Origin of the sequence: Fischerella thermalis PCC 7521, from assembly GCF_000317225.1 — a bacterium.
In the GTDB taxonomy this organism is placed as follows: Bacteria; Cyanobacteriota; Cyanobacteriia; order Cyanobacteriales; family Nostocaceae; genus Fischerella; species Fischerella thermalis.
Window position 1 is genome coordinate 1 of record NZ_AJLL01000029.1, and the last position, 13,087, is coordinate 13,087.

Here is a 13,087-nt window from a genome sequence, read left to right on the forward strand (position 1 = left end):
TTTGTGACTTTATTCTACAACAGCTAGGACAAGAGATAGGCTTAAATACACATATTCAAATTCCTGTCAATGCCTAAGTTCTGAAATTTGCTGTTAAGATTGAAAATATTAATTATTTTATATTGGGGATATTACACACAATTGAGCTTATCAAGATTGAGAATTACTCGTGGAGATAAACTTAGCGCAAATTGATCCTTTTTTCAACCTTTGACCCCCGCGACTAGTTGACGTATAGTCTTAATCTGACTAGAGAGCAACAAGGCTTGATTTATGGTTCGAGAGCTTGAACGAAAACGCCTTTTGGCAACCTTTCCAGAAACAGCCCCAGCGGCCTACCCAGTGTTTTTTAGAACTTACAGCCGCCGTAGAGAGGCACAAACAAGGGAGACATGGGAGCAGGTATGCGATCGCACTTTAGGGGGTTTAATTAACTTAGGAAAACTGCAACCACAAGAGGTTGAAATTCTCGAGCGGATGCAGCGTAACTTGAAAGCTTTACCCAGTGGTCGCTGGTTGTGGGTTGGTGGTACAGACTGGATAGCCAAGCCACAGAATTTTTCTGGTGCTTACAACTGCACTTCTACCAACCTCCAGGACTGGAGTGCTTTCGGTTTAATTATGGACTTGGCGATGATGGGCTGCGGTACTGGAGCAGTTTTAGAACCAAAATACATCAACCAATTGCCCCCTATTCGTAATCGTTTAAATGTAACTATACAGGGAGAAATTGGTTTTACTCCTCGTCTAAAACGGCGTGAATTTACAGAAGTCAAAATAGATACAGATTCTCACCGCGTTACCATCTATGTAGGAGACAGCCGCCAAGGCTGGGTGCAATCATATCAGAGTTTACTGGAACTCTCTACTGATGAAAGATTTACACAAGAAGTACAAGTAATTGTTGATATCAGCGATGTACGCCAAGCTGGAGAAGTTCTCAACGGCTTTGGAGGTGTTGCTAATCCCGTAAAATTACCTGGACTGTATCAGCGCTGCGCTTCTATCCTCAATAAAGCAGTAGGGCGTCAATTAAATTCTGTAGAGTGTTGTCTGTTAATTGACGAAGCTGCTGTAACAATTGTTGCAGGTAATATCAGACGCTGTTTACCTGAAGATGCCTTGGTTCATACTTTCCAAGGTCTGGTTCCCATACGTGATATCCAAGTAGGTGACTTAGTACAAACTCCCTTGGGATTCAGACGAGTGGTTGATAAATTTGATCAAGGCTTTCAGGAAGTTTATGAGATAGAAACCAATGCCACTTATCCCAGAGGGACTTTAAACCACAGACAAGCAGTTCTTACAGATGCTAAAGGGGGAATTACTTGGAAGCCAATAGCAAGTCTTGTAGAAGGCGATCGCCTATTACACAATACACAAGTCTTACCTGGTAAAGTAACTCACCTACCCCCTGACTTTACACAAGAAAGACCAACTCAAAGTCGAAATGTCAAATCATTTATTGTTCCTGATCTAACACCGGAAATTGCTTGGTTGATTGGATTTACCCACGCCCAGGGCTATATTGCTCTTGGTCGTAACAAGTATGGAAAGCCCTATGGTCGCGTAGAATGGGCAATGAACGGCGAGTATGGGGAACTTCTACCTAGAATTCAAACAAAAATAGATGCAGCATTGGCTTTATTTGGACTAAGTGCAACTCACACCAGTGTCAAAGGCGAAAATACTGCTAAATCCATCTGTTCCTCTATTCGCTTCGCAGAATATTTTTATCGCTACATTAAGCAGCCTAATATTCCTTTGCAAGTTCCTAATTTTATCTTGCAGGGTTCGGTAGATATTAGAGCTGCCTACCTAGCAGGATTGATGGATAGTGACGGTGCTGTTAATAACCGCCCACCTCACCTCATCACTACAGTTTACCGCTCATTTATTAGGCAAGTTGCAACAGTTTTATCCAGTCTAGGAATTGCCGGTAGAATTAACATTGTTTATCCTCAACAAAAGAGATGGCAAGCTAAATACAACCTCACAATTCCAGCATTAAAAGAGCGTTACAACGCTTTGATAGCTCCCCACAGCGTCAAAGGAGAAATCAAACAAGGACTGAAAATGTATGGCTTCACCGTGCCAGGAACAATTATGCGGGAAGCTTACACTTACAGTGAAATGCGGGAAATGGGATTTGAGGGTTCTTGTTCTGTTGATGCCAACTATGAACGCTACGTTGCTGAGGCGGATACTTCACTGGATATTCCCGTTACAGTCAAAGGACTAGGCAGTTACGATTATGTCCAAACTTACGACATTGAAGTCGAAGAAGCTCATTGTTTCTACTGTGATGGTTATCTGACACATAACAGCGCTGGGATGCGTCAAGGCAACAGTGATGATAATTTGTTTGCTGATGCCAAAGCAAACCTCTGGCAGCAGGATGAAAACGGTAACTGGCGTATTGATCCAGAACGGGATTCACTGCGCATGGCGAACCATACCAGAGTTTTTCACTCCAAACCAACATTAGAAGAATGTGTTGATGCTGTTCGTAAACAGTACTACAGTGGTGAAGGTGCAATTCAATGGGCTGGAGAAGCTGTAGCCAGAGCTAACTGTGATTTACTGTCTACCGCCAGCTTGAAAACTGAATTTTTACAAGCTTATCAACAAGGTACTGCCAAACAGTGGTTGCAGGAACACTATCCTAACCTTGATGAGCGTGAACTGGAACATCGTTTGGCTAGATTTGGTTTGAATCCCTGTGGTGAAATTATTGGTAGTAACTTCCACTGTAATTTGTCAGAGGTACATCTCAATCAAATTGACCCACATAACTATAAAGAACAGGAAGAAGCTTTTACTGCGGGTGCATTATTTGTAGCTGCTCTTTTGCATCACAAATTCCAAGAACCACGCTATCAAGAAGCCCGTGAACTTGACCCGATTGTCGGCGTTTCTTTCACTGGTTTATTTGATTTTTTTGTTCATGCTTTTGGGGTTGATTGGTTACATTGGTGGGCCCAAGGAAGACCAAATACTGCTCAAGGATTGGCATTTAAGCGTCAAGAAGAAAAATATTTGAGTACGTGGAAAGATATTGTGCATCGAGTTGTTTGGGATTATTGTGCAAAGCACAATCTTAAGCGTCCAAATCGTTGCACCACAGTCCAACCTAGTGGCACTAAATCTTTGTTGACTGGTGCTTCTCCAGGATGGCATCCTCCCAAAGCCCAAAGATTTATTCGCAGAATCACCTTCCGCAAAAATGACCCTGTAGCCCTAGCATGTATTGACTATGGTTATAATGTCATACCTTCTCAATCTGATAAGGATGAACAGGGTAATTTGTTAAATGATCCCTTTGATTCTAGGGTAAGTGAGTGGTTGGTGGAAATTCCTGTCGCCGTACCTTGGGCGGATTTACCAGGTGCTGATGAAGTTGACATTAGTAAATTTAGCGCCTTATCTCAAATGGATTTCTATATGCAAGTACAGAAATTTTATGTGACACATAACACCTCTGCTACGATTGAGTTGCGAGAGCAAGAAATAGAAGCTTTGGGAACTCGTATATACGAAACTATTCGTGACGATGAAGGATACATCAGTGCTGCTCTTTTAGCACGGTTTGACGATCATCAAACTTTTCCACGTTTGCCTTTTGAACCAATCACAAAACAGCAGTATGAGAAGCTAATGCAAGAAGTAAAAATGCGCCGTCAAACACATGATTTTCACACCGCATTGAGTCGTTATGATTTCGGTGAATTAATGGAAGTTGGACCCGCAGGCTGTGATTCCGATAAGTGTATGTTGCCTGAGGAAAATCCTAATTAATTAGTTAACCTGGTAACTAGGAAGAAGGAAGAATTTAGATTGCTTGCCTTCTTCCTATTTTTGTAATTTTGAGAGATTGTGAAGTACCACAGGTTCCGCTACGCTGCACCTGTGGCTTCCTGTCCTGAACCTGTATCCGGGTTCATCCCTAGTCTTGCAACTAGCTGCTCAGGCGTAGATTTCCCTTCTTCCAAGGGTATTTTTGACTCAGAGAACAGCATCAGATTCAGGGCAGCATAGCATTAATGTCTCTGTCCCAAAAACTTTTGCATTCTGGACACTCCCACTCACGAATAGCAAGTGTTAAGTCTTGCTTGATGTACCCGCAGTTGGAACATCTGTTAGAACTAGGGAAAAATCTATCTACATAGGTATAACCGCTATGCCCCAAAGTTCATTTACTCACTCGTCGTTCACCCCGTCGTCTGTTGCGGCTACGCAACAACTAGACTCAGGGGTGAAACTCCTCGCGCGTCCCTATTCCTCTCACCGCCAAGCTGACGCTGTGGCGGGAGTCTCCTGGGGGTGTTAGATGAATGCGATCGCATTTCTATCAAGTCAAATTTACTATAATAATGAAGGTAAGCATTTATACTTTTTCTCCTTCCTAAAAATTTTGATCTCACGCGCTACGATTAAGTAAAAGTCACATTGTATGACAATGATTCAGGCAATCTAGGAGACTATAAATATGTTTGTTGATGAACTGACACCTATTTTTCAACAATTAGCCCAGCATCCAATATCATTTATGGGAGGCTTCTTCTCAGGGGTACTGCGACTCAATCTTGCTGATGATCCTGTTAAAAGCTGGCTGAATCAACAGACTGGCTCAAATATTCATACAACTTCTACAGTTGAACAAAACAACGGTAAGCCTAGTGGCCCTCAATCGATCACGATTGAATAAAAAAGCAGTCATTAGTTATTGGTCATTTTACTCTAAAGTTTTGCATCACGACAAATGACAAATAACTAATGATAGTTAATATCTAAATATACTTTGTAGGCTAAGTGCGATCTCAGATAAATTGTAGTGTAGACAACAATTAGCCCACAGGTGTTATTTTTTCGCATTCAGAAATAGGCAAATCCCGCATCTACACAAATAGGTATATTTAATTCAATAAGCATGAATGATTATCAAACGAAACCCACTTTTCCATAAGCCAAACTCCACATATAAGAGAGACTGATTTGAAATTAAAGGGGTTTGTAAAATCCCATACTTTAAAAAATGTCAAGATCGGTTATCATATGAGCGTACGCGAAAATTTAGCCTGAATGATTGGCTGGTTACCAGCAATGGTATCCGCCATTGTTAATCAGACCCAACGAAATTCTTTTCGTCCCTATTAACTATCTTTTGAGCTGAATTTGCCGCCTCCAATTGAGACTTACGTGATCCAAATGACTATTTACGTTGGCAATCTCTCCTACAGCGCTACCGAAGAAGACTTGAAAGCTGTTTTTGCCGAATACGGCCAGGTTAAAAGAGTTGTATTACCGACTGACCGCGATACAGGTAGACTGCGCGGGTTTGCGTTTGTGGAAATGAATGAAGACACCCAAGAAGAAGCAGCGATTACAGAATTGGATGGCGCTGAGTGGATGGGTCGTCAACTCAAAGTCAACAAAGCAAGACCAAGGGAGGATAACCGACGAGGTAGCAGTTGGGCGAAAAGGTAATTTTTTTTAAATCGATGAGAAACCATGATAGCAAATTGCTTACTTTTTAGGCAAGGTATAAGTTACGGCAAGTAACTAAAAAGCAATAAATCGACTCAAAGCCAGTAGTAGCAAAATAGCTGACTAGTTGTGACTTCTAATAAAGATCGCGACCAGTCAGTTATTTTATTTTTTGTGAATAGTCATTAGTCATTCTGACTAATGACTGGTGTATTGTCAATAAATTTAGATTACTTGTAAGACTAGGTAATTTTTCCTGGCAACATCATTTCAAATAAGCAAATAACCTTAGTTGAGAGCCATAAAATGTTGATTTCTTTAGTTTGTCTAAAGTCACATCTGAATTGTCAAATTAACTTTCTAAGATAGAGGCAGCAACCACGAGTTGCAAGGCACGGGAGCAACCCAATAAATAGCTATTTGCTATGGAGGATAAAAATAATGACTAAAGCGGCAGAATCTTTAGAGCAGTCTATCAAAGACGCTACAGCAGAGCGCAGCTTAGATCGTGATTGTACTACTTTATCCCGTCACGTCCTGCAACAACTCCAGACTTTTTCGCCACAGGCCCAGGATTTAAGTGCGTTGATGAATCGGATTGCCTTGGCTGGCAAACTCATTGCCCGTCACCTCAGTCGCGCTGGTTTAATGGAAGGTGTTCTCGGATTTACAGGTGAGACTAATGTCCAAGGTGAATCCGTGAAAAAAATGGATGTCTACGCTAATAATGTGTTTATCGCGGTATTCAAGCAAAGCGGATTAGTATGCCGCTTGGCTTCTGAAGAAATGGAAAATCCATACTATATCCCCGAAAACTGTCCGATTGGTCGCTACACTCTTTTGTATGACCCCATTGATGGCTCATCCAATACTGACATAAATTTAAGTTTGGGTTCTATCTTCTCGATTCGTCAACAGGAAGGGGAAGATCTTGATGGTTCGGCAAAAGATTTACTAGCATCAGGGCGTAAGCAAATTGCTGCTGGATACATCCTGTATGGCCCCAGTACAATGCTGGTCTATACTATAGGAAGAGGCGTTCATTCTTTTACCCTTGACCCTAGTTTAGGAGAATTTATTCTCACAGAAGAGAATATCCAAATTCCTAACCACGGCCCAGTGTATAGCGTCAACGAGGGGAACTTCTGGCAATGGGATGAATCGATTCGCGAATATATCCGCTACGTTCATCGTACAGAAGGATATACGGCTCGTTACAGCGGAGCAATGGTTAGCGATATCCACAGGGTGCTAATTCAAGGTGGTGTATTTCTTTATCCTGGAACTGTTCAAAAACCAGAAGGTAAACTACGCTTACTTTATGAAACAGCTCCCCTTGCTTATGTCATTGAGCAAGCAGGTGGTCGAGCAACAACCGGACATGAGAACATTTTGGACGTAATACCAAAGAAACTGCATCAACGTACACCTCTGATTATTGGTAGTAGAGAGGATGTCGCAAAGGTAGAGTCTTTTATTCAGAACGGGCATTAGTAATTGTTGGTTGTTGTTTGATGTTTGTTGTTTGGCAAGTACAACCGAACAACTAACAACTAACAACCAAGAACTAACTCGGTTTGACAAATTTCTCTAGAAAAGAGAACAAGCAGGAGGGAAAAATAATGACGACAAATCATTTATTAGAGATAAAAAATTACGGTCAGAGTATCTGGATGGATAATTTGAGCCGTGACATTATTAAGTCTGGTGAATTGAAAGACTTGGTGGAAAATAAAGGTATTTGTGGGATTACTTCTAATCCTACAATTTTTGAAAAAGCGATCGCTAATAATGCCATGTATGATCGCGATATCGAAGCCGGAGTTCGGGCTGGATTGCCAACTTACAAAATCTACGAATCACTGGTTTTCAAAGATATCCGCGATGCCTGTGATATTTTGCGCCCAGTTTATGAAGCCTCGAATGGGTTGGATGGTTACGTCAGCATCGAAGTACCACCAACAATTGCTCACGATACAGAAGCCACAATTGTTGAGGCTCGCCGCTACTTCCAAGAAATTGGTCGGGAAAATGTCATGATTAAAATACCTGGTACAGAACCAGGTTTACCAGCAGTTGAGCAAGTAATATCCGAGGGAATCAATGTTAATATTACGCTGCTGTTCTCCGTACAAAGCTATATCAACACTGCTTGGGCTTATATTCGCGGCTTAGAAAAACGGGCAGCCCAAGGCCAGGATATCAGCAAAATTGCTTCTGTAGCTAGCTTTTTCCTGAGCCGAATTGACAGCAACATTGACGGTAAAATTGATGCCAAACTAGCCAAAGGCGTTGATGATCTCAATGTTGAAGCCAAGCTAAAAGCAATTAAAGGAAAAGTAGCGATCGCTAACGCAAAGATTGCTTATCAAGAATATAAAAAGATTGTGCAAAGCGATCGTTGGCAAGCTTTAGCGGCAAAAGGTGCAAAAGTGCAGCGCCTGTTGTGGGCTAGTACCAGCACCAAAGACCCCAACTACAGCGACGTCATGTATGTTGATGAGTTAATTGGCCCAGAGACCGTTAACACCCTACCACCAGCAACCATCGAGGCTTGTGCCGATCACTGCAATGTTGCTAATCGGCTGGAAACCAATCTAGAGGAGGCTTACAACCTGATGGAAAGCCTCAAAGATCCAGACGTGAACATCGACATCAACACAGTGATGGATGAACTGCTGACAGAAGGAATCGACAAATTTGTCAAGCCCTTCCAATCCTTAATGGATTCTTTAGAAAAAAAGGTCAAGCAGTTGTCACCAGTGTAAGTAATTGTTGTTAGGTGATTGTTGTTTGTTGTTTGAAACTACCAAACAACAACTAACCACCAACAACCAACAAATCCCAACATCTCAAACCTAAAATCTAAAATTCATATGGTCAGTCTGCTAGAAAATCCTTTGCGGGTCGGTCTGCAACAACAAGGAATGGCCGAACCCCAAATTATAGTCATCTTTGGTGCTTCTGGAGACCTTACTTGGCGCAAACTTGTGCCATCACTATATAAATTAAGACGCGAGAGACGCATTCCACCAGAGACAACCATCGTTGGCGTAGCACGTCGAGACTGGACCCATGAATACTTCCGTGAACAAATGCGAAAAGGTATGGAAGAGGTTCATGGCGGTGTTGGTTCGGAGGAACTCTGGCAGGACTTTTCTAAAGGATTATTCTACTGCTCAGGTAATATAGACAATCCTGAAAGTTACCAAAAGCTGAAGACTTTTTTGCAGGAGTTGGATGAAAAACGAGGAACCCGAGGAAATCGGATGTTCTACCTTTCGGTTGCACCCAACTTCTTTGCAGAAGCAATCAAACAACTCGGAACCGGGGGAATGCTAGATGACCCCTACAAACATCGTCTAGTAATTGAAAAACCCTTTGGTCGCGATTTAGCTTCTGCTAAGAGCCTTAACTTAGTAGTGCAGAAATATTGCAAAGAGCAGCAGGTATACCGTATTGACCACTACTTAGGCAAAGACACAGTTCAAAATTTGCTAGTATTTCGCTTTGCTAATGCGATTTTTGAACCGTTGTGGAATCGCCGTTTTGTTGACCACGTCCAAATCACTGTCGCCGAAACCGTAGGAGTAGAAGACAGGGCTGGCTATTATGAAACCTCAGGCGCACTGCGGGATATGTTGCAAAACCACCTAATGCAACTTTTCTGTCTGACAGCAATGGAGCCTCCTAACTCGATGGATGCCGACAGTGTCCGTACGGAAAAAGTGAAGGCACTACAAGCTACCCGTCTTGCAGATATCCACAATCTCCACCTTTCAGCAGTGCGCGGTCAATATAGTGCCGGGTGGATGAAAGGGAAACCCGTACCCGGGTATCGACAAGAACCAGGGGTTAATCCCAACTCCACAACACCCACCTATGTAGCGATGAAGTTTTTGGTTGACAACTGGCGCTGGCAAGGAGTTCCCTTCTACCTGCGTACTGGTAAACGAATGCCGAAAAAAGTTAGTGAAATTTCTATCCACTTCCGCGAAGTTCCTTCTCGGATGTTTCAATCTGCTGCCCAACAGATGAACGCCAATATTTTGGCAATGCGGATTCAACCAAACGAAGGTATTTCTCTGCGGTTTGAAGTCAAAATGCCTGGGGCAGATTTCCGTACTCGTTCGGTTGATATGGACTTTAGTTATGGTTCCTTTGGCATTCAAGCAACTTCTGATGCTTACGATCGCCTATTTTTGGATTGCATGATGGGTGATCAAACATTGTTCACACGGGGAGACGAAGTGGAAGCAGCTTGGCAGGTTGTCACACCAGCGCTTTCTGTTTGGGATGCACCTACAGATCCGGCAACTATTCCCCAGTATGAAGCTGGTACTTGGGAACCCGTAGAAGCGGAATTATTAATCAACAGAGATGGTCGCCGTTGGCGGAGATTGTAGAAGAGGTGAAAGGGGAAGGGGGAACTCGGGTCCCCTCTGGGGATAAGGGGGCAAGGGGGAAAGGGAAAACACCTTTATCCTTTAACTTTTACCCTACTTCATAATTCATACTTCATAATTCATAATTCAATCGCTATGACTCTCCAAGCTCCTACTATTTTTTCACTTCAGGCTCCAAAAGATGTTTCGCTTACAGATATTGAAGCGGAACTAAATCAAATTTGGCAAAGTTACGGCATTGCTGGCGAAGATGGTACACTTCCGGCGGCGACAAGGGCAACCACATTTACTTTGGTGGTTTATGAACCAGAGGAAACTCAATATCTATTAGCAGCTTTGGGATTTTACAATGGCCCAATTGATGGCATTCCTGGCCCGCAAACACAAGCAGCATTACGGGAAGTACAGAAAAAGTATGGATTAACAGAGACTGGAACAGCTACAGAGGAAACTTTGACTCTGTTGCGAGAAGAAGTTGCCAAACGTCACTATAGTAACGCAATAGCCGAAAATGCTTCTGGTTCCTATAGCTTGGATGCAACAAGTCCCAGAATTGCTGATGAAATTGCTCTACGTAACCCTTGTCGTATTATTACTCTCTTACCAGTGGTGGGAGAAGACGAAGGCGTGAAGGCACAAGTCTCCGCCTATTGCCCGATCCAAAAAGGTTCATCAAGTACTTTGATCTGCTGCGAATACATAACTCTTAGCGGAACCGCCGCCGCCTTAGAACGGATTAGTGGTATGGTGCCAGCATTGATGATTGGGGGTTTGCCTAAGTTTCTGTGGTGGAAAGCAACACCAGATCCCAACAATAGTCTCTTTAAGCGACTGGCGGCAGTGTGTGACAATGTGATTGTAGATTCTTGTAATTTCAACAAGCCAGAAACAGATTTACTCAGCTTACAAGCATTGGTGGAAAGTGGTCTACCTTTGGCCGACTTGAACTGGCGTCGCCTGTCTGCATGGCAAGAATTAACAGCAGAAGCTTACGATCCACCACAGCGTCGTGCTGCTCTTGTAGAGATTGACAGAGTTAACATTGATTATGAAAAAGGCAACTCCGCCCAAGCCTTACTGTTTTTGGGTTGGTTGGCAAGTCGCTTGAGTTGGCATCCGGTTTCTTATCAAAAAGAAAGCGGAGATTACGATATTACACGCATTAGCTTTACCGCTGACGACCAACGGCAAATAGAAGCCGAGTTAGCAGGAGTCCCCGTTGCTGATGTCGGTGAAGTTCCAGGTGACTTGATCGCTTTACGCTTAAGTTCTACCAATCCCCAGGCTAACTGCGGTACTTTGATCTGTACCGAAACTGGCGGTTGTATGCGGATGGAAACCCAAGGTGGCGCTCAGTCAACTGGGTTATTCCAGCAGGTAACTTCCCTTTCAGAACAAAAAGCAGAAGTGCTGCTGAGTCAACAGGTGCAACGCTGGGGCCATGAGGCACTGTTTGAAGAAAGCCTAGCAGTAATAGCACAAATTCTCAAATTAGGGAAAGGGTAATAGGTAATAGGTAATAGGTAATAGGTAATAGGTAATAGGTAATAGGTAATAGGATAGAAAATCAGTTACCAATTAGCAATTACCAATTACCAATGTCATTAATTATCGCAGGAGAACGTAGCGGGGTGGGTAAGACAACAGTCACACTCGCCCTGCTGGCCTCTTTATGTCGGCGATCACAACAAGTACAATCTTTCAAGGTCGGACCGGATTATATAGATCCCATGTTTCATCAGCATGTAACCGGGCGTGCTTGTCGAAATTTAGACCCGATATTAACTTCACCAAGCTACGTACAGCAGTGTTTTGCTCGTCACAGCCAAGGGGTGAAATATGCCTTAGTGGAAGGTGTAATGGGATTGTTTGATGGTGTAACCTCTCCCCTTTGTAAGGAGAGGGGTTGGGGTGGGGTAAATGATTATGCCAGCACTGCTCATATAGCAAGGCTATTGGATCTACCTGTCGTATTGGTGATTGATTGCAGTCGCTTGTCTGGTTCCGTTGCTGCGATCGCTCACGGTTATAGTTCCTTTGACCCCAGAATTAAAATAGCTGGGGTAATCTTCAATCGTGTGGGTAGCGATCGCCATTTGCAATTACTCAAGGATGCTCTCGCACCGCTAAAATTACCGATTCTTGGTGTATTGCATCGCCAAGATAACATTACCATTCCTGACCGCCATCTTGGCTTAGTACCCACAGCCGAACTCCCTCAAATCAATGCTTTGATTGACCGACTTGCTGATTTGGGTGATCTTTGCTTTGACTGGGAAAGGTTGTTACCTTTATTACAAGTCTCTAGGGAAACGCCACCCCTTGTTCCTCCCCTTACAAAAGGTAGGGGTTGGGGTAGGGTGAGAATTGCTGTGGCACGCGATCGCGCTTTTAATTTCTACTACCAAGACAATCTAGATTTGTTACAACAACTAGGTGCAGAGTTGGTTTTCTGGAGTCCTTTAGAAGATACCGGGCTACCAGAAGGAATACAGGGCATGTATTTCGGTGGTGGGTTTCCAGAGGTATTTGCTCAACAACTTGCGGAAAATACTAAAACTAAAGCAGCAATTAAGACAGCCATTTTGGCAGGAATGCCTACAATTGCTGAGTGTGGCGGGTTAATGTATTTATGTGAACAAATTGTCGACTTTGCAGGTAAATCTTGGTCGATGGTAGGAATTTTACCCACAACCGCAGTTATGAGTGGGCGTTTAACTTTAGGATATCGTCGCGCTGTTGTTTTAGAAGATAGTTTATTAGTAAGTGCAGGGACAACAGTTTGTGGACATGAGTTCCATCGTTCCTATTTAACGTCCAATTTTCAGCAGCCACTATTTCAAACTTACCGCTTTGATACTGAAGAATCTACAGGGTATGAAGGGTGGGGAAATAATTCACCATATCTCAACCTTCACGCCTCTTATATTCACATGCACTGGGGGGCGTATACAGAAATTCCCGAGAGGTTTTTAAAACGTTGTTTAGAACTTCCGGTACACAGATAAACAAAAATGCATACTGATAATCTATCTGTGTTAATCGGTGTGCATCTGTGTTCGTTAACGGGACTTAAACGAAAAAAGTAGCTAAATATGTTTAAAATCATTAAATAGTCTATATTTCAGGTTGGTAATTGACCAATGAGAGAGACAACTCCCGCAGCAATGCCTCCTTGCTTTGATAGATGGTGC

General features: G+C 42.9%; 10 protein-coding genes. 8 read left to right on the plus strand and 2 right to left on the minus strand.

Going from position 1 to position 13,087, the window contains the following annotated elements; translation table 11 throughout:
• Positions 1-273: 273 nt before the first annotated feature.
• A complete protein-coding gene (nrdJ, locus tag UYK_RS0106610; RefSeq protein WP_016871131.1) occupies positions 274-3,798 on the plus strand; it encodes a ribonucleoside-triphosphate reductase, adenosylcobalamin-dependent in 3,525 nt (1,174 codons plus the stop codon).
• A 98-nt stretch (positions 3,799-3,896) separates the two neighbouring features.
• On the opposite strand, the gene UYK_RS27525 is transcribed toward nrdJ, so the two are convergent.
• A complete protein-coding gene (locus UYK_RS27525; protein ID WP_016871132.1) occupies positions 3,897-4,019 on the minus strand; it encodes a hypothetical protein in 123 nt (40 codons plus the stop codon).
• Positions 4,020-4,024: 5 nt separating this feature from the next.
• Positions 4,025-4,189 (minus strand): zinc ribbon domain-containing protein, encoded by a 165-nt coding sequence (locus UYK_RS27150; protein WP_167539724.1) that lies wholly within the window; start codon positions 4,187-4,189, stop codon positions 4,025-4,027.
• Positions 4,190-4,489: 300 nt separating this feature from the next.
• Here UYK_RS27150 and UYK_RS0106620 point away from each other — a divergent pair, with 300 nt between their 5' ends.
• The 7 genes from UYK_RS0106620 (at position 4,490) to UYK_RS0106650 (ending at position 12,901) form a co-directional block, all read left to right on the plus strand.
• On the plus strand, positions 4,490-4,708 hold the full coding sequence (locus tag UYK_RS0106620; protein ID WP_009458793.1) for a ssl0294 family protein: 219 nt from the start codon (positions 4,490-4,492) through the stop codon (positions 4,706-4,708).
• 500 nt (positions 4,709-5,208) lie between these two features.
• Positions 5,209-5,487 (plus strand): RNA recognition motif domain-containing protein, encoded by a 279-nt coding sequence (locus UYK_RS0106625; protein WP_016871133.1) that lies wholly within the window; start codon positions 5,209-5,211, stop codon positions 5,485-5,487.
• A 441-nt stretch (positions 5,488-5,928) separates the two neighbouring features.
• Complete coding sequence (fbp, locus tag UYK_RS0106630) at positions 5,929-6,981, plus strand: class 1 fructose-bisphosphatase (RefSeq protein WP_009458795.1); 1,053 nt, start codon at positions 5,929-5,931, stop codon at positions 6,979-6,981.
• Between the two features lie 128 nt (positions 6,982-7,109).
• Entirely contained in the window at positions 7,110-8,255 is a 1,146-nt protein-coding gene (gene tal, locus UYK_RS0106635) for a transaldolase (protein ID WP_009458796.1), read from the plus strand.
• Between the two features lie 108 nt (positions 8,256-8,363).
• On the plus strand, positions 8,364-9,893 hold the full coding sequence (zwf, locus tag UYK_RS0106640) for a glucose-6-phosphate dehydrogenase (RefSeq protein WP_009458797.1): 1,530 nt from the start codon (positions 8,364-8,366) through the stop codon (positions 9,891-9,893).
• 135 nt (positions 9,894-10,028) lie between these two features.
• Positions 10,029-11,399, plus strand: coding sequence for a glucose-6-phosphate dehydrogenase assembly protein OpcA (opcA, locus tag UYK_RS0106645; protein WP_009458798.1), 1,371 nt, complete (start codon positions 10,029-10,031; stop codon positions 11,397-11,399).
• Between the two features lie 92 nt (positions 11,400-11,491).
• Complete coding sequence (locus tag UYK_RS0106650) at positions 11,492-12,901, plus strand: cobyrinic acid a,c-diamide synthase CobB (RefSeq protein WP_009458799.1); 1,410 nt, start codon at positions 11,492-11,494, stop codon at positions 12,899-12,901.
• The last annotated feature ends 186 nt before the right edge of the window (positions 12,902-13,087 follow it).

Excerpts from the sequence above, each read along its gene's own strand:
- nrdJ (WP_016871131.1), top strand. The coding sequence starts at position 274 with ATGGTTCGAGAGCTTGAACGAAAACGCCTTTTGGCAACCTTTCCAGAA.
- fbp (WP_009458795.1), top strand. The coding sequence starts at position 5,929 with ATGACTAAAGCGGCAGAATCTTTAGAGCAGTCTATCAAAGACGCTACA.
- opcA (WP_009458798.1), top strand. The coding sequence starts at position 10,029 with ATGACTCTCCAAGCTCCTACTATTTTTTCACTTCAGGCTCCAAAAGAT.
- UYK_RS0106620 (WP_009458793.1), top strand. The coding sequence starts at position 4,490 with ATGTTTGTTGATGAACTGACACCTATTTTTCAACAATTAGCCCAGCAT.
- UYK_RS0106650 (WP_009458799.1), top strand. The coding sequence starts at position 11,492 with ATGTCATTAATTATCGCAGGAGAACGTAGCGGGGTGGGTAAGACAACA.
- UYK_RS27525 (WP_016871132.1), bottom strand. The coding sequence starts at position 4,019 with ATGCTGTTCTCTGAGTCAAAAATACCCTTGGAAGAAGGGAAATCTACG.
- UYK_RS0106625 (WP_016871133.1), top strand. The coding sequence starts at position 5,209 with ATGACTATTTACGTTGGCAATCTCTCCTACAGCGCTACCGAAGAAGAC.
- zwf (WP_009458797.1), top strand. The coding sequence starts at position 8,364 with ATGGTCAGTCTGCTAGAAAATCCTTTGCGGGTCGGTCTGCAACAACAA.
- tal (WP_009458796.1), top strand. The coding sequence starts at position 7,110 with ATGACGACAAATCATTTATTAGAGATAAAAAATTACGGTCAGAGTATC.